This is a genomic window from Streptomyces pyxinae, from assembly GCF_024756275.1.
Classification (GTDB): Bacteria; Actinomycetota; Actinomycetes; order Streptomycetales; family Streptomycetaceae; genus Streptomyces; species Streptomyces pyxinae.
In genome coordinates this window covers 53,318-70,179 of sequence record NZ_JANUGQ010000036.1, presented here as the reverse complement: position 1 = coordinate 70,179, position 16,862 = coordinate 53,318, and the positions used below count along the sequence as shown (strand labels likewise).

Here is a 16,862-nt window from a genome sequence, read left to right as displayed (position 1 = left end):
TGAGAGCCCCGTACCGGGATTGATTCCTGGTGCGGGGCTTTCACGCATTTCCGGACCCTTTTCACCCGGGGGTACTCGCGGCCCGCGTTTCCGGGCGCCCGGTGACCGGTCCCTAGGCTGTGGGGATGCGCTACGAACTGATCATCTTCGACAATGACGGGGTCCTTGTCGACAGCGAGCCGCTCTCCAACGCGATCCTGGCCGGCTATCTGACCGAGCTGGGGCACCCCACGACGTACGAGGACTCGCTGCGGGACTACATGGGCGCCGCGGTCCACCGGGTGCACGACCTGGTGCTGGAGCGGACCGGGCGGAAGCTGCCCGAGGACTTCGACGCGACCTTCCACGCCCGGGTCTTCGCGGCCTTCGAGCGGGAGTTGCGGGCGGTCGACGGGATCACCGACGTCCTGGGGAAGCTGGCCGCCGAGGAGGTGCCGTACTGCGTGGCGTCCTCGGGGAGCCATGAGCGGATCCGGGTCGGGCACCGGAAGACCGGGCTGCATCGCTGGTTCCGGGAGGACACGGTGTTCAGCGCCGAGGACGTCGGCCGGGGCAAGCCGGCGCCGGACCTCTTCCTGCACGCGGCCGAGCGCATGGGGGTGGCACCCGAGCGGTGCGCCGTGGTGGAGGACAGCCCCCTGGGCGTCCGGGCGGCGCTGGCGGCGGGGATGGACGCGTACGGGTTCACGGCCATGACGCCGGCGGAGAAACTCCCCGGGGCCCGGGGGTACTTCGCCGCGATGGAGGAGCTGCCGGGCCTGCTGCTCTGACCGGCGGCGGCCGGGGTCGGACCGCGCGGGTCACGTCGGGGGCCGCCCGATACGGTGGCGGGCATGAACGGCCGCACACTGTTGATGTGGGACGAGGCAGTCACCGGGTACGACTTCGGGCCGAGCCACCCGATGGACCCGGTCCGGCTCGCGCTGACCATGGGGTTGGTCCGCGCCTATGAGCTGGACCGGCGGGTGGAGGTGGTGGCCGCCAGGCCGGCCGGGGAGTCCACCCTGCGGCTCGTTCACCGCGAGGACTATGTGGCGGCCGTGCGGGCCGCCTCGGCGGAGCCGGGGGCGGCGGACCAGGCGTACGGCCTGGGGACGCTGGACGACCCGGCGTTCCCCGGGATGCACGAGGTGTCGGCGCTGATCGCCGGTCAGTCGGTCGGCGCGGCCGAGGCGGTGTGGCGCGGCGAGGCGGCGCACGCGGTCAACTTCTCGGGTGGCTTGCACCACGCGATGCCGGGCTCGGCGGCCGGCTTCTGCGTCTACAACGACGCGGCGCTGGCGATCGCCCGGCTGCTGGAGCTGGGCGCCGAGCGGGTGGCGTACATCGATGTGGACGTCCACCACGGGGACGGCGTGCAGGCGGCGTTCTGGGACGACCCCCGGGTGCTGACGGTCTCGCTGCACGAGCATCCGCGCACCCTCTTCCCGGGCACCGGCTGGCCCGAGGAGACGGGCGCGGCGGGCCCGGGCGAGGGCGGCGCGGTGAACGTGGCGCTGCCGGCCGGGACGGGGGACGCCGGCTGGCTGCGGGCGTTCCACGCGGTGGTGCCCGAGCTGCTGGCGGACTTCCGGCCGCAGGTGCTGGTCACCCAGCACGGGGCGGACACGCACTTCGAGGACCCGCTGGCCCATCTGGCGGTCTCGCTGGACGCCCAGCGGGCCGTACAGACGGCCTGTCATGAGCTGGCGCACGCGTACACGGACGGCGGGCGCTGGCTGGCGCTCGGCGGGGGCGGTTACGCGGTGGTGGAGGTCGTACCGCGGTCCTGGACCCATCTGGTGGCGGTGGCGGCGCACGCACCGGTCGAGCCGGAGTCGGTGATCCCGGAGTCGTGGCGGAGCGAGGTGTACGCGCGGACGCGGCAGCCGGCGCCCCGGCGGATGACGGACGGGCGCTGGCCGGTGGCGTACCGGGGCTGGGACGAGGGGTACGACCCGGCGGATCGGCTCGACCAGGCGGTGCTGGCGGCCCGGCGGGCGGCGTTCCCGCTGCGGGGGCTGCTGCCCTAGCCTCAGGGCCCCCAGCGAGCCACAGGACCGCCGGCGAGCCACAGAGCCCCTGGCGCCCGACGGCCTCGGCCCCGGGCGGTCCCGGCCCCCCGCCCCGATCCCGGGCGGTCCCGGCCCCCCGCCCCGGCCCTGCCTTCGGGCCCTGACCCCTGGCCCCCGGCGGCCCGGGCGGTGCCGCCGGTCCCCGCCCCCCCGTCCACATAGGTACGGACGCCCCGGCCCCTACCGGTCGGTTGTGCGGCGGGTCACACCGACGGGCCGGTGCGCGGGCGGTTCCGGCCCGGGGCGGCGGGGGGTGCGGAAGCATCGGCGGGGTGTCGAGTACCGGGGCGCTGCGCGCCCATCTGCTGGCGGCCGGACTGGCCGGATCCGTGGCGACCTCGCGGGAGACGAGCCTGCGCAGCTACCGGCTGTTCGCGGCGCGCGATCCCCGGGTGCTGCTGGGGCTCGATCCGGTGCGGCGGTGGGACGAGCGGGAGTTGCTGCGGCTGATGGCGGACCGGTGTGGGGTCTCGCCGGATCCGGCCCACCGGTGCGGGCGGGACGTCATCGACCCGGAGCGGACGCTGAGCGCGCTCGGGGCCTTCGCCGCGCGGCTGGCCGAAGCGGCACGGTGGCGGGCTCCGGTGCTGCTGGGGACGGGACATCCGCACCGGCTGCTCGGGTTCTACGGCGGGCTGGCAGACGCTTTGTCGGCGGCGGGATGCCCCGTTCTCACCCCGGCGCAGGGGCGATGTGTCGACATAACGACCCGGTTCGGCGTACGTACGTACCGTCTCGACTACGTACGGGGGGTGGCGCTCGTCCGGGAGGCGGAGGGGGAGGGAGGGGGTTGTGCGACCGGCGCGCACACCCACTCGCCGCTGCCGGTCCGGACGGCTCTGGAGGCGGTGGTGGAGGACGGCTGGCCGCTGCCCGAGCTGGTCGTCGGGGACCATGGCTGGGTCTGCGGCGCAGGTCAGCTCGGTCTTGACACCATCGGTCTCGCGGACACCGACGACCCCGCGCTGTTCGTGGGGGAGGCGGAGGGGCGCGTGGCGGTGACGGTGCCGCTGGACGACGCCGTACCGGCCGAGCACTACGAGCCGCTGGCCCGCTATGTGCTCGCGCGGGCCCGCCTCGCGCGCTAGCCGGACGGCCGCTGCTCCTCTTCCCCACTCGTATCACCCGCCCCTAGTCTGGGGAGTGAGCGCACAGCGACGAAGCGTCACCGGAGGGGAAGCCGGTGAGCGTCCCGCGCGGAAGGTACAGGTGGGTGGACATGGCTGCTGGTGAAAGGCCTCTCAACGAGGTCAAGTTCCTGACCGTGGCGGAAGTCGCCTCGGTGATGCGCGTGTCGAAGATGACGGTGTACCGGCTGGTGCACAGCGGTCATCTGCCGGCGATCCGGGTGGGCAGGTCGTTCCGGGTGCCGGAACAAGCGGTGCACGAGTACCTCCGCGAGTCCTTCGTGGGGGTGGAGACGGCATAGCCGCGGGCCGCCCCCGAGCCTCGGATTACGACCTCATCCCTTCGGCGGGTAGGCTAGGCCGACGTAGGTCGTGTGGGCCCAGACGCCCCGCACCGAGTGAAGAGAAGTGAGCGAGGGTAGTCGTGGGCTCTGTTATCAAGAAGCGGCGCAAGCGGATGGCCAAGAAGAAGCACCGCAAGCTGCTCAAGCGCACCCGCGTTCAGCGTCGCAACAAGAAGTGAGCGACGGCTTAACGCCGGTTGTACGCGTGTGGCGCGCGGCCCTTCCACCGTTCGGTGGGAGGGCCGCCGTCGTTTCCGGAGCCGTTTCCGGAGACATTCCCGGGAACGCTCCCCGGGGTGCCCGGCGGCGCTCCCGGGACGCGCGGGGAGGCCGGGGGCGGGGGCGGCGGGGCTTTGCCGCGGTTTGGCGGTCGCGGTCCTCACAGGGTCGCCGGGAGCGGCTACGGTGGCAGCAGCCCGGGGCCCGGCCGCGGGCGCACTCCGCGAGGACCGACACGGACGGAAGGCGCAGATCGTGGGCAGGGTCGTGCTCGTCACCGGGGTGGCCCGGCAGCTCGGCGGCCGCTTCGTGCGGATGGTCCAGCGGGAGCCCGGGGTCGACCGGGTGCTCGGGGTGGACGTCGTGGCGCCCGGGCACGGACTCGGGAACGCGGACTTCGTGCAGGCCGACATCCGGCAGCCCGCCATCGGGCGGGTGCTGGCGGAGTACGGCGTCGACACCGTGATCCACCTGGATGTCACCGGGACGCCGCTGGGCGCGGGCGGCCGGACGGCGGTCAAGGAGACCAATGTCATCGGCACCATGCAGCTGCTCGGCGCCTGCCAGAAGTCGCCGGCGGTCCGGCGGCTGGTGGTGAAGTCGACCACCAGCGTCTACGGCTCCGCGCCCCGCGACCCGGCCGTCTTCCTGGAGACCACGTCCCCGAAGGCCCTGCCCAGCGGCGGTTTCGCCAAGGACGCCGTGGAGGTCGAGGGGTATGTACGGGGCTTCGCCCGGCGCCGGCCGGACGTGGCGGTCTGTGTGCTGCGGTTCGCCAACATCCTGGGGCCCGGGGCGGATTCGCCGCTGGCCGAGTACTTCTCGCTGCCGGTGCTGCCGACCGTCTTCGGCTACGACCCCCGCCTTCAGTTCGTCCACGAGGACGACGTCCTGGAGGTGCTGCGGATCGCCGCCGACGAGCCGCGCCGGGGGACACTGAACAGCGGAACCTTCAATGTCGCCGGGGACGGGGTGCTGACGCTCTCGCAGTGTTCCCGGCGGCTGGGCAGGCCGACGGTGCCGGTGCCGCTGCCGGCCGTGACCTGGGTCGGTACGGCGCTGCGCACCGTCGGGGCGACGGACTTCTCGCCCGAGCAGATCCGGCTGCTCACCCACGGCAGGGTGGTGAGCACGGCGCAGATGCGTGAGACGCTCGGCTTCGAGCCCGCGTACACCACGGCCGGGGCCTTCGCGGCCTTCGCCCGCAGCCGGGGGCCCGGGCTGCTGCCGCCGAAGCGGCTGGCGGCGGCGGTCGACCGGCTGGCCGCGGCCCGGCCGTCGGCGGACGGCGGTGGGCGGGGCGCCGGGCAGCCGGGATGAGGCCCCGGGCGGCCGTACGGCCGGCGAGCCGGCACTCCGGCGAACCGGACAGGAAGCGACGAGGACCGACGAGGACCGACAAGGAGCGCGGACAGCGATGGCGGACGCCAAGGTCATTCCGTTCGACGACGACCGCTCGCGCGGCGGGACCCGGTCGGGCGCTCAGCGGCCGGGGCGGCGGCGCTCCGGCCCGGCGGGCGGACCGCGCCGGGAGGACGGCGGCGCGGCGGAGGTGAGCCCGCTGCCGGGCCGGGCGGTGGCGCCCGGAGCCGTACCGGAGCAGGAGCACGAGCCGGAGGCGGGCGATGGGCCCCGGGGCGCCGGCCGGCGCGAGTGGGACCGGCGGATCGCGGGCGGGCTGGCGTTTCTGCGGCGCCGGATCACCGGCGAGTACGAGGTGGACGAGTTCGGCTACGACGAGGAGCTGACCGACCAGGTCCTGATGGCGCTGCTGCGGCCGGTCTACGACAAGTACTTCCGGGTCGAGGTGAAGGGCGTCGAGAACATCCCCGCCGAGGGCGGCGCCCTGGTGGTGGCCAACCACTCCGGCACGCTGCCGCTGGACGGGCTGATGATGCAGGTGGCGGTGCACGACCACCACCCGGCCGGCCGGCATCTGCGGCTGCTCGCGGCCGACCTGGTCTTCGTGCTGCCGGTCGTCAGCGAGCTGGCCCGGAAGGCCGGGCACACCCTGGCCTGCGCCGAGGACGCCGAGCGGCTGCTCCGCCGGGGCGAGGTGGTCGGGGTGATGCCCGAGGGGTTCAAGGGCATCGGGAAGCCGTTCGGCGAGCGATACAAGCTCCAGCGGTTCGGCCGGGGCGGCTTCGTCTCGACGGCGCTGCGCGCGAGGACGCCGATCGTGCCCTGCTCCATCGTGGGCGCCGAGGAGATCTATCCGATGATCGGCAACGCCAAGACGCTGGCCCGGCTGCTGGGGCTGCCGTATGTGCCGATCACCCCGACCTTCCCGTGGCTGGGGCCGCTGGGGGCGGTGCCGCTGCCGACGAAGTGGACGATCCAGTTCGGGGAGCCGATCGCCACGGACGGCTATCCGCCGGAGGCGGCGGAGGACCCGATGCTGATGTTCAACCTCACCGACCAGGTGCGGGAGCAGATCCAGCACACCCTGTACAGGCTGCTGGTGCAGCGGCGGTCGGTCTTCTTCTGATCCTGAGCGGGGGCACGGCGGCGGTCGGGCTTCCGCCGGGCGACCGTTCCCGCCGGGCCGTGGGCACCGGAGACCGTACGGCACCGGCTCCGGGCGGCGGCGGAGGCGTATGGCGAGGGGCCGGCCCGACGGCGACGGCGTGAGCGTACGACGACGGGGCCGGCCCTCGGGTGGGAGAGGGCCGGCCCCGTCGGGTGGCCGGGCCGGGTGGCGGTGGTGCGGCGGCCGGTGTCAGCCGGTGTCGGGCGGCATCAGCCGTCGCAGCCGCCGTCAGCCGGGGTCAATCGGCGGAGTCCCTGTCGATGCCGAGGCCCGGGATGATGCCCGGGAGCAGCGGCGGGAGCGTGATGTCCGGCGCGGGGCCCGGGGTGTCCTTGTCGCTCTCCGACTGGGACGGGGGGTCGGCGGGCTCGGGGTCGAGCAGCCCGCCGGTGTTGCCGCCGAGCAGTCCGTCGTCCGGCTCGGTCCGGCCGGAGTCGCCCGAACCCGAGCCGGAGGGGCGCGGGTTGTCGCCCTTGCCGGGGGTCGGGTGGCTCGCCGGCGCGTCCGGCGCCTGCTGGCTGGGCCGGTCCACGGCGGCGGAGTCCTCGGGCTCGGTGCTGCCGGGCCGGGCCCCGTCGCCCCGGTCGTGGCTCCGCTCGGGAGGCTGCGGCAGCTGGGACCGGAGCGGGGCGACCTCTTCGTCTATGGCGGCGAAGACATCGCTCACCTGGTCCCGGACATCGGTGAGCTGGACCGGGAGCCGGTCCCGGACGCCCAGCCAGGCGTCCCGGTGGCTGCGCGCGAAGGAGCTGAGCGTGGCCATCGGGGCGAGGGCGCCGTCGCGCTGGTAGGCCAGCCGGAGCAGCCGGTGGCCCTCGGCGGCGTCGTGGTGCATGCCGTTGAGCGCGCGTCTGATCTCGCCCAGCGCCTCGTGGTCCAGCTGTCCGGTCCGGCCGCGCTCCAGCAGCCGGCGTGCCTCGCTGAGCCGGGTGGAGGCCTGGTCCAGGTAGATCTCGCCCCGGTCGGCGTCGTCGTCCGCCATGCCGAGCTTGAGGTCTTCCATGCCCCGCTTCAGGCCGTACAGCGAGTCACCGGGGAGGGCGTCGGAACTGGCAGCGGCGACTCCGCTGAACGCGCCCGCCGCCACCCCGACGCTGAGCCCGCCGGCCGCCAGCCCCTTGGCCCAGCGGGACCGGGGCCGCAACTTCCGGAGCCCGGTGGCCCGGTGGGCGCCGCGCCCGGTGGCCTTCCGCTGCTCCGGCACGGTAGGGTCCGCCCCGGTCCGCCCGGCCGCCGTGCCTTCCTGGAGCATCGACTCCATGGCGGCGACGAGCAGCGCCCGCTGCTCCACCTTCACCTCGGGGTCCATCTCCGGCTTCGGCAACTCGCCGAGACCGCTCGCCAGGGCCAGCAACTGAGCCTGCCCGGCCGGTTCCACCGATGCGCCGGGCTGCTCGGACGCCTGATCTTCCAGGGCCTGGGCGAAGGCGTTCGCCCGCCGGTGCGCCGATACGTTCGCGATCACTGGCGGCACCTCCTCTCGTCATCACGGTCGACTCCCTGAGGGATACGGAGGGTTGCACACCTTGAGCATTTCCACACGATCGAGTGAGGAAATACGGAGAAGGTGTGACCACAGGGAGCCTGCATCCCGCACAACGAGTGTCTCGGCACTTGGGTTACGGACGGACGATGATCGGACCAGCGCGTCATCAAGGGGTCACCGGAGGCGAGGAGGGAGGGGGCGGAGGGTGTGGCTCAGGGGGAGCGGACGGGCGGTACCGGTGGGCCGGAGCCGGGGGTGTGTGACGGGGGAGAACGGTTCGGGGACGGACGGTTTTTTCGGCGTACGGCGCGGGCGCGGGCCCGGAGCGCCGGGCGGGCTGCCGGGAGAGCGGGGGCGGGGCGGTGGTGGCCCGCGCTCCGGACGGGGCGGGGCCGGAGGGGCCGGCGAGGGCCGGACGACGGGGGGCGGGACATGGACACGGGTACGGGACGGCGGGGACCGACGGCGGGTACGGGACACGGGTACGGGCGCGGTCCGGCGGGCGGGGGCCCGGGCGGGCCGCGCGGCGTGCGGCGGGGCGCCGGACCGGTGGGCGGCCGGCCGGGCGGCGGCATCGGGCTCAGGGAAGTCCGGCGGTGACCGGCGGGCACCGGATCAGCGGGCGTCCTCGGGGAGGAGCCGCGCCAGGGTGCGCACCGCGCGGTACTGAAGGGTCTTGATCGCCCCCTCGTTCTTGCCCATCACCCGGGCCGTCTCCGCGACCGAGAGTCCCTGGAGGAAGCGCAGGGTCACGCACTCCTGCTGCTGCGGGTTGAGCTTGCGGACGGCCTCCAGCAGGGCGGCGTTGGAGAGGGACTCCAGGACCGAGTCCTCCGGGGAGCGCTCGACCTCGTTGGCGTCGAGCATCTCGCCGGTGGTCACCTCCAGCCGGAAGCGGCTCGACTTGAAGTGGTCGGCCACCAGATTGCGGGCGATGGTGACCAGCCAGGCGCCGAAGTCGCGGCCCTGCCAGGTGAACGTGGAGATCCGGCGCAGCGCGCGCAGGAAGGTCTCGCTGGTCAGGTCCTCGGCCGTGGCCTTCCCGCCGACCCGGTAGTAGATGTACCGGTAGACGGTGTCGCTGTACTGGTCGTAGAGGCGGCCGAAGGCCTCGGCCTCGCCCGCCTGGGCGCGCTCGACCAGCTCCATCATGCGGGCGCTGTCGCTGTCGGCGGTGGGACGGCGGGCGGCGGCGGTCGGGGTGGTGCCCGAACCGCCCCGGACACCCCGTCTGCCGACGGCGGCGCCGCCGTCGGCCAGGGCATAGCAGGGGCCGGCGAGGGCCGGTGAGGCGAAGGCGGGGACGGCGTACGCGGTGGGGACGAAGCCGCGCAGATGGTCGAGGACCGTCGCGCGGAGCGTAGCCAGGCCCGAGGCGTCAACCCCGACGTGTGGGTACACGGGACTCCCAGAGGCAGAGCTTCCATCACGTGCAGCGCGGTGCGGAACCGTTCACCCGTCATGGCGACGTGTGGGGACTTCCGTACGCGTCTGAGGAGAATAACGCTTCGTGCAGGGAGTGCTACACCGAGTTGCTCAAATCATCGGTTCAGTCGTTTCTCTTTCGTCGAACCGATCGAGAGAGGGCGGTTTTCCGATCAGCTTCTGATCGCTGCCTGAACGGAATTGACCGAATCCCGGTGTGTCGTGGCCAGGGCAACGATCCGGTGTCGAACGGACGGACGCGTCGGACGCGGCGACGGGCCGGGTGGTGGGCCGGGCGGGTCCGGCGTACGGCACAGAGCGCTCGCCGGTCTGCCCGCAGATCTTTCGGCCCCGCCGGCCTGCCCGCGGCTCTGTCGGCCCCGTCGGGCGGCCGGGCGGCCGGCGGGCCGGTGGCGGGCGGGTCAGCGGCGGCGGCGGTGCAGGGCGACGGCGGCGGCCGTACCTCCGGCGAGCGCGCCGACGCCCGCGGCGGCCGGGATGCCGACCCGGGCGGCCTTGCGCCCCCGGCGGTAGTCGCGCAGCCGCCACTCCAGCTCACGGGCGTGCCGGCGCAGCTTGGAGTCCGGGTTGATCGCGTACGGGTGGCCGACCAGCGAGAGCATCGGGATGTCGTTGTGCGAGTCGCTGTAGGCGGCGCACCGGGAGAGGTCGAGCCCCTCGGCCGAGGCGAGGGCGCGCACCGCCTCCGCCTTGGCCGGGCCGTGCAGCGGTTCACCGACCAGCCGGCCGGTGTAGACGCCCTCGACCGACTCCGCGACGGTGCCGAGCGCCCCGGTCAGCCCGAGCCGGCGGGCGATGATGGTGGCGGTCTCCACGGGGGCGGCGGTGACCAGCCAGACCTTCTGCCCGGCGTCCAGGTGGGCCTGGGCGAGGGCGCGGGTGCCGGGCCAGATCCGGTCGGCCAGGTACTCGTCGTAGATCTCCTCGCCGATGCTCATCAGCTCCGAGACCCGGTGGCCCTTGACGATGGTGAGCGCGCTGTCCCGGGCGTCCTGCATGTGCTCGGGGTCCTCGACGCCGGCCAGCCGGAACCAGGTCTGCTGCCAGGCGAACCGGACCAGCTCGCGGCGCCGGAAGAAGTCCCGCTTGTAGAGGCCCCGGCCGAAGTGGAAGAGGGCGGCGCCCTGCATCACCGTGTTGTCGAGGTCGAAGAAGGCGGCGGCCCGCATGTCGCCCGGGACCGGGAACTCCGGCTCCGGCGCGGGGGGCAGGGGCTGCTCGCCCAGCTCCAGCTGCTGTGACGTCTTGCGTGCCGCCTCGGCCGACGCCTCGCCTGCCAGCACACTGCGCGCCGTGGCGGGACGCCTGCGGGAGGTGAGCCAACCCAGAACGGCCATGCCGTGAGCATAGCCATTGTGTTCGGTGCTTCCCGACTCACGGGGATGCGGGGGCGTGAACTTCCCGGGTCGCCGTCGTGAAGTGATCGCGGGGCGGGAAGCGGCGGCGGAGGGACGGGTTCCGGTGCGGGCGGCGCGGGGCGGCTCGCGGCGCGGGCGCGGGTGGCGGAGGGGCCGGCCTTGGCCCGGACGGCGGACGGGGCCACCGCCGGTGGGCATGATCACGGGTGGGGTGGGGGGCCTGTACCTGGGCGGCGGAGAATGGGCCCATGTTCGGACGTACGAAGAAGAAGGCCGGCCCGCGCACGGTCACCCTGGTCGGCAGGCCCGGCTGCCATCTCTGCGACGACGCCCGGGCGGTGGTCGAGCGGGTGTGCGCGGAGACGGGCGCGGTGTGGGAGGAGAAGGACATCCTCCAGGACGCGGAGTTGCACCGGGCGTACTGGGAGCAGATTCCGGTGGTGCTGGTCGACGGGGAGCAGCACACCTTCTGGAAGGTGGACCCGGAGCGGCTGCGGCGCGCGCTGACGGGGTGAGCGCGGCGGGCTCCGGGTCGTGGTGGCGGCGTGAGCGGCCGGTTCCGGATCGTGGTGGTTCGCGGTGGCCCGGCGGGTCCTGGGGGCGAATGACCGGAAGGAGGCCCGTAGGGGAGGGAAGAGCGGGTTACCATCGAGTACGTTTTGATGGGCTTCGGGGGCCTGGTCGTAAGGAGTGTGTACGGTTTTGCCCCCTTCGGAGTATCAACGCGGCCGACCGCTCCGTGGTTCCGGAGTGGCGCGATCGGTATGCGTGACCCCGGTCACTTTGAGTGGACAAAACGGACACCATCTTTGTGCACGCGTTCACAAAGACATAGCCTGCTGTCGACGGGGCGGTCTTGTGACGTATGGCCGCCTGCAGCCCCGCTCATCCCGCAGGAGCACCGTGGCAACTGGCCGAACTCACCGACCGGCGACCCGTAGCCGAGGAATCCCCGAGGCCACCGTCGCCCGGCTTCCGCTGTACCTGCGGGCGCTGACCGCTCTCTCGGAGCGCTCCGTACCCACGGTCTCCTCCGAAGAGCTGGCCGCCGCGGCCGGCGTGAACTCCGCCAAGCTGCGCAAGGACTTCAGCTACCTCGGTTCGTACGGGACGCGCGGGGTCGGCTACGACGTCGAGTACCTCGTCTACCAGATCTCCCGCGAGCTCGGGCTCACCCAGGACTGGCCGATCGTCATGGTCGGCATCGGAAACCTGGGCGCGGCGCTCGCCAACTACGGCGGCTTCGCCTCCCGTGGCTTCCGGGTCGCCGCGCTGATCGACGCCGACCCCGGGATGGTCGGCAGGCCGGTGGCCGGGATGCCCGTCCAGTTCATCGACGACCTTGAGAAGATCATCGATGAGAACGGCGTCTCCATCGGGGTCATCGCCACGCCCGCCGGAGCCGCCCAGCAGGTCTGCGACCGGCTCGTCGCCGCCGGGGTGACCTCGATCCTCAACTTCGCGCCCACCGTGCTGTCCGTGCCGGACGGCGTGGACGTGCGGAAGGTCGATCTCTCCATCGAGCTCCAGATCCTCGCCTTCCACGAGCAGCGCAAGGCCGGCGAGGACGCGGACGCGGCGACCGCCGCCGCTGCCGCCGCCGGAAGCGCGGCCGGTGCCGCCGCGGTGGCCGCCAAGGCCGTCGAGGCGGTGCGTGGCGCGGGTGCCGGGGTGTCCGGCACGAGCGCCGCCGTGTCCGCCACGGGCAGCGGTCCGTCCGGCGCCGACGGGGACGCGGGCGCGCCCGGGGCCGGCACCGGTGTGTCCGGGACGGGCAGTGGTGCGTCCGGGGCGCCCGGCACCGGTGTGTCCGGCGCGGGCAGGGGTGTGTCCGGCACCGGTGTGTCCGGTACGACCGGTTCCCGGAAGGGACCCGACGGGGAAGTCCCCGCCGTGATGCCGGCATGAGCCTCCTCGTCGTCGGCCTCAGCCACCGCACCGCCCCGGTCAGCGTCCTGGAGCGGGCCTCGCTGGACCCCGGGACCCAGAACAAGCTGCTCCAGGACACCCTCGCCGCCGAACCGGCGGCCGAGGCGGCCGTGCTGGCCACCTGCAACCGCATCGAGCTCTACGCCGACGTGGACAAGTTCCACGCGGGTGTGGCGGAGCTGTCCACCCTGCTCGCCCTGCACAGCGGGGTGAGCCTGGAGGAGCTCACTCCGCATCTCTATGTGCACTACGAGGACCGGGCCGTCCACCATCTCTTCTCGGTGGCCTGCGGGCTGGACTCGATGGTGGTCGGCGAGGGCCAGATCCTCGGCCAGATCAAGGACGCCCTGGCGCGCGGCCAGGAGCTGCACACCGCCGGGCGGCTGCTGAACGACCTGTTCCAGCAGGCGCTGCGGGTCGGCAAGCGGGCGCACAGCGAGACCGGGATCGACCGGGCCGGCCAGTCGCTGGTCACCTTCGGCCTGGAGCAGCTCGCCACCGGCACGACCGTCGGGGAGTGGGCCCGGGGCAAGCGGGCGCTGGTGATCGGCGCCGGCTCGATGTCCTCGCTGGCCGCCGCCACCCTGGCGCGGGCCGGGGTGCGCGAGCTGGTCGTCGCCAACCGGACGGCCGCCCGCGCCGAACGGCTCGTACAGATCCTCACCGAGCCCGGCGGGAGCGGGGTCACCGCCCGCTCGGTCGCGATGGCGGCGGTGGACGAGGAGCTGACACGTGCCGACATCGTGGTCTCCTGCACCGGGGCCACCGGGCTGGTGCTGACCGGCGAGGCGGTGGAGAAGGCGACCGCCGACCGCACCGCGCCGCGCGGGCCGCTGGCCCTGCTGGACCTGGCGATGCCCCGGGACGTCGACGCCGCCGTGCACCGGCTGGTCAACGTCCGGCTGGTGGACATCGAGTCGCTGGCCGAGGCGTCCGCCGACGCCCCGATGGCCGCCGACGTGGACCAGGTGCGGGGGATCGTCTCCGCCGAGGTGGCCGCGTTCGGCGCCGCCCAGCGGGCCGCCCACATCACGCCGACCGTGGTCGCGCTGCGCACCATGGCCGCCGATGTGGTGGCCAGCGAGGTGGCCCGGCTGGAGGGGCGGCTGCCCGGACTGGACGAGAAGCAGCGCGCCGAGATCACCCAGACCGTGCGCCGGGTGGTGGACAAGCTGCTGCACGCGCCGACGGTGCGGATCAAGCAGCTGGCCGGCGAGCCGGGCGGCGCGGGGTACGCGGACGCGCTCCGCACCCTCTTCGACCTCGACCCGGAGACGGTCGCCTCCGTCAGCCGGGCCGACGGCCGGGCGGCGGGCGCCTCCGCCGTGCTGGCCGAACTGACCGATGTGACGACCGACGCGGACCTCAAGAACCGAGGGCGGGTATGACCGACAGGGCTTTGAGGCTGGGAACCAGGCGGAGCAAGCTCGCCATGGCCCAGTCCGGACACGTGGCGGACGCGGTCCGCCGGCTCACCGGGCGCCCCGTGGAGCTCGTGGAGATCACCACTTACGGCGACACCTCCCGCGAGCACCTGGCGCAGATCGGCGGCACCGGGGTCTTCGTGACCGCGCTGCGCGACGCGCTGCTGGCGGGCGAGGTGGACTTCGCCGTGCACTCGCTGAAGGACCTGCCCACCGCGCAGCCCGAGAACCTGGCGCTGGCGGCGGTCCCGAAGCGCGAGGACCCGCGGGACGTGCTGGTCGCGCGGGACGGACTGACCTTCGACCGGCTGCCGGACGGTGCCCGGGTGGGCACCGGTTCGCCGCGCCGGATGGCCCAGCTCAACGCGTACGCCCGGGACCTCGGGAAGCGCGTCGAGACGGTCGCCATCCGCGGCAACATCGACACCCGTGTCGGCTATGTCGAGAAGGGGGAGCTGGACGCGGTGGTCCTCGCCGCGGCCGGGCTCAACCGGATCGGCCGGATCTCGGAGGTGACCGACTTCCTCGCGGTCGACCATGTTCTGCCCGCCCCCGGCCAGGGGGCCCTGGCGGTCGAGTGCCCGGCGGCCGACGCCGGTCTCGTCGCCGCGCTCGCCGAGCTCGACGACCCGCACACACGGGCCGCCGTGACCGCCGAGCGATCCCTGCTCGCCGCCCTGGAGGCCGGCTGCTCCGCACCCGTGGGTGCGTTGGCCGACCTGCTGGCCGACCAGCAGGCTGTAGAGATGCGCCTGCGCGGAGTCGTCGGTACGACCGACGGCGCCACGCTGGTGCAGTTGTCCACCACCGGTCCCGTACCCACGTCGCACGGCGACGCCGTCGCGCTCGGTCGCGAACTCGCGTCCGAGATGCTCGCCAAGGGTGCGGCCGGTCTTATGGGGGAGCGAGCACTTTGAGCCCCACCACTGCAACCAAGGCCTCTTCGGTGTACTCCGCGTGCGGGCACGTCACTTTCCTCGGGGCGGGGCCGGGCGATCCGGGCCTGCTGACCCTGCGTGCCGTCGAGGCACTGGCGGGCGCGGACGTGCTGATCGCCGAGCCGGACGTACTCGACGTCGTCCGCGTCCACGCCCGGGCGGGGGTGAGCACGCCCGAGCTGACGGTCATTGACGACACGTCAATGACCGCTGACGTCCCGGTGTTGAGGGACGCCGCCAATCTTGTCATGGAGGCCGCGCGCGGCGGCAAGCGGGTCGTCCGTGCGGTGACCGGCGACCCGGGCCTCGACGGCGACGCGGGCGCCGAGATGCTCGCCTGCGCCGCCGAGGGCATCCCCTTCGAGGTGGTGCCGGGTGTCGCGGCGGCGGTCGGCGTGCCCGCGTACGCCGGGGTGCCGCTGCGGGACGCCAAGAACGCGGACGTCCGGTTCGTGGACGCCCGTACCGCCGACGAGCGGTGCTGGAGCGAGGTCGGCGCCTCGGACGGCACGGTCGTCGTCTCCACCACCCTGGACGCGGTGGCCGCGGCCGCCGCCGAGCTGGTCACCGGGGGCCGGAAGCCCGACACCGCGCTGACCGTGACGGTCGCCGGCACCACCACCCGGCAGCGGACCTGGACCGCGACGCTAGGCAGCATCGCGCAGGTGCTGAAGCAGGCGAAGGTGCTGCCCTCGCCGGAGGGCCACCGACCGGTCATAGCCGTCGTCGGGGAGCCCGGTGGCGCCGGCCGGCGCGACCAGCTGGCCTGGTTCGAGTCCAAGCCGCTGTTCGGCTGGAAGGTCCTGGTGCCGCGCACCAAGGAGCAGGCCGCCTCGCTCTCCGACCAGCTGCGCTCGTACGGCGCGGTGCCCAGCGAGGTCCCGACCATCGCGGTGGAGCCGCCGCGCACCCCGCAGCAGATGGAGCGGGCGGTCAAGGGCCTGGTCACCGGGCGGTACGAGTGGATCGCCTTCACCTCGGTCAACGCCGTCAAGGCGGTGCGGGAGAAGTTCGAGGAGTACGGGCTCGACGCCCGCGCCTTCGCCGGGATCAAGGTCGCCGCGGTGGGCGAGCAGACGGCCGCCGCGCTGGTCGAGTTCGGCGTCAAGCCGGACCTGGTGCCGAGCGGCGAGCAGTCGGCCGCCGGTCTGCTGGAGGACTGGCCGCCGTACGACCCGGTCTTCGACCCGATCGACCGGGTGTTCCTGCCGCGCGCCGACATCGCCACCGAGACGCTGGTGGCCGGGCTGATCGAGCTGGGCTGGGAGGTGGACGACGTCACCGCCTACCGGACCGTCCGTGCCTCGCCGCCCCCGGCCGAGACCCGGGAGGCGATCAAGGGCGGCGGCTTCGACGCGGTGCTGTTCACCTCGTCGTCGACCGTGCGGAACCTGGTCGGCATCGCGGGCAAGCCGCACAACGTGACGGTCATCGCCTGCATCGGCCCGGCCACCGCCAAGACGGCGGAGGAGCACGGGCTGCGGGTGGACGTGCTGTCGCCCGAGCCGTCGGTGCACAAGCTGGCCGAGGCGCTGGCCGAGTTCGGCTCCCGTCGCCGGGCCGCCGCGCTGGAGGCGGGCGACCCGGTCACCCGCCCCAGCGAACGCCGCCCGGGTGCGCGCCGGAGGCGTACGACGACCTGAGGGCCCGACGACCTGATGACCTGATGACCTGAGGGTTTTCGCCGGTCATCGGGTGCGGGAGGCCGGTGACGGTACGGGCGCCCGGGACGCAGCCGACGCGGCTGCTGTCCCGGGCGCCCGACGTTCGCGGCGGCGGGCGGCGGCCCGGTGGCGGGAGGGGCGGGGTGGGGCTCTGTGCCGGTGGGGAGCCGTCCGCCGTCCGGGGTCCCGCCGGGGTCCCGCCGGGTTCGTCGCCCGGGCGCCGGCGGGGTGCCCGGCCGGCCCGGAGACGGGTGCGCCGACCGCCGGTGCCCGCGGCGGCGACTCCGCACGGCCCCTCGGCGGCCGGTGCCCGCACGGGTGGCCGGGGGCCGGTCCGGCCGAC

At 74.0% G+C, this 16,862-nt stretch carries 14 protein-coding genes and 1 pseudogene; 12 read left to right on the top strand and 3 right to left on the bottom strand.

Annotation, left to right across the window (positions count from 1 at the left end; genetic code table 11):
- Positions 1–125: 125 nt before the first annotated feature.
- From NX801_RS28335 to NX801_RS28305, 7 genes are all read left to right on the top strand, one after another.
- Positions 126–770, top strand: coding sequence for an HAD family hydrolase (locus NX801_RS28335; RefSeq protein ID WP_258790793.1), 645 nt, complete (start codon positions 126–128; stop codon positions 768–770).
- A 63-nt stretch (positions 771–833) separates the two neighbouring features.
- Complete coding sequence (locus NX801_RS28330) at positions 834–2,012, top strand: acetoin utilization protein AcuC (protein WP_258790792.1); 1,179 nt, start codon at positions 834–836, stop codon at positions 2,010–2,012.
- A gap of 314 nt (positions 2,013–2,326) precedes the next feature.
- On the top strand, positions 2,327–3,142 hold the full coding sequence (locus NX801_RS28325; protein ID WP_258790791.1) for a phosphatase: 816 nt from the start codon (positions 2,327–2,329) through the stop codon (positions 3,140–3,142).
- Positions 3,143–3,273: 131 nt separating this feature from the next.
- Entirely contained in the window at positions 3,274–3,483 is a 210-nt protein-coding gene (locus tag NX801_RS28320; RefSeq protein ID WP_040875176.1) for a helix-turn-helix domain-containing protein, read from the top strand.
- A 122-nt stretch (positions 3,484–3,605) separates the two neighbouring features.
- Entirely contained in the window at positions 3,606–3,704 is a 99-nt protein-coding gene (locus NX801_RS28315; RefSeq protein ID WP_003948845.1) for a 30S ribosomal protein bS22, read from the top strand.
- A 295-nt stretch (positions 3,705–3,999) separates the two neighbouring features.
- Positions 4,000–5,064: an NAD-dependent epimerase/dehydratase family protein gene (locus tag NX801_RS28310; RefSeq protein WP_258790790.1), complete on the top strand. Its 1,065-nt coding sequence runs from the start codon at positions 4,000–4,002 to the stop codon at positions 5,062–5,064.
- Between the two features lie 97 nt (positions 5,065–5,161).
- Positions 5,162–6,232, top strand: coding sequence for a lysophospholipid acyltransferase family protein (locus tag NX801_RS28305; RefSeq protein ID WP_258790789.1), 1,071 nt, complete (start codon positions 5,162–5,164; stop codon positions 6,230–6,232).
- Between the two features lie 280 nt (positions 6,233–6,512).
- On the opposite strand, the gene NX801_RS28300 is transcribed toward NX801_RS28305, so the two are convergent.
- The 3 genes from NX801_RS28300 to NX801_RS28290 form a co-directional block, all read right to left on the bottom strand.
- On the bottom strand, positions 6,513–7,739 hold the full coding sequence (locus tag NX801_RS28300) for a DUF5667 domain-containing protein (protein WP_258790788.1): 1,227 nt from the start codon (positions 7,737–7,739) through the stop codon (positions 6,513–6,515).
- 636 nt (positions 7,740–8,375) lie between these two features.
- Entirely contained in the window at positions 8,376–9,161 is a 786-nt protein-coding gene (locus NX801_RS28295; protein ID WP_258790787.1) for an ECF subfamily RNA polymerase sigma factor, BldN family, read from the bottom strand.
- Between the two features lie 446 nt (positions 9,162–9,607).
- Positions 9,608–10,543, bottom strand: coding sequence for an HAD family hydrolase (locus tag NX801_RS28290; protein WP_258790786.1), 936 nt, complete (start codon positions 10,541–10,543; stop codon positions 9,608–9,610).
- A 269-nt stretch (positions 10,544–10,812) separates the two neighbouring features.
- Here NX801_RS28290 and NX801_RS28285 point away from each other — a divergent pair, with 269 nt between their 5' ends.
- The 5 genes and pseudogenes from NX801_RS28285 (at position 10,813) to NX801_RS28265 (ending at position 16,498) form a co-directional block, all read left to right on the top strand.
- Positions 10,813–11,079: a glutaredoxin family protein gene (locus NX801_RS28285; RefSeq protein ID WP_258790785.1), complete on the top strand. Its 267-nt coding sequence runs from the start codon at positions 10,813–10,815 to the stop codon at positions 11,077–11,079.
- A gap of 388 nt (positions 11,080–11,467) precedes the next feature.
- Positions 11,468–12,307, top strand: a pseudogene (locus NX801_RS28280) (redox-sensing transcriptional repressor Rex); the annotation flags it as partial.
- A 161-nt stretch (positions 12,308–12,468) separates the two neighbouring features.
- On the top strand, positions 12,469–13,881 hold the full coding sequence (locus tag NX801_RS28275) for a glutamyl-tRNA reductase (RefSeq protein ID WP_258790783.1): 1,413 nt from the start codon (positions 12,469–12,471) through the stop codon (positions 13,879–13,881).
- Positions 13,878–14,834, top strand: a complete 957-nt coding sequence (gene hemC / locus NX801_RS28270) for a hydroxymethylbilane synthase (RefSeq protein ID WP_258790782.1) — start codon at positions 13,878–13,880, stop codon at positions 14,832–14,834. Before NX801_RS28275 ends, hemC begins: the two co-directional genes overlap by 4 nt.
- Complete coding sequence (locus NX801_RS28265; RefSeq protein ID WP_258790781.1) at positions 14,831–16,498, top strand: bifunctional uroporphyrinogen-III C-methyltransferase/uroporphyrinogen-III synthase; 1,668 nt, start codon at positions 14,831–14,833, stop codon at positions 16,496–16,498. Before hemC ends, NX801_RS28265 begins: the two co-directional genes overlap by 4 nt.
- The last annotated feature ends 364 nt before the right edge of the window (positions 16,499–16,862 follow it).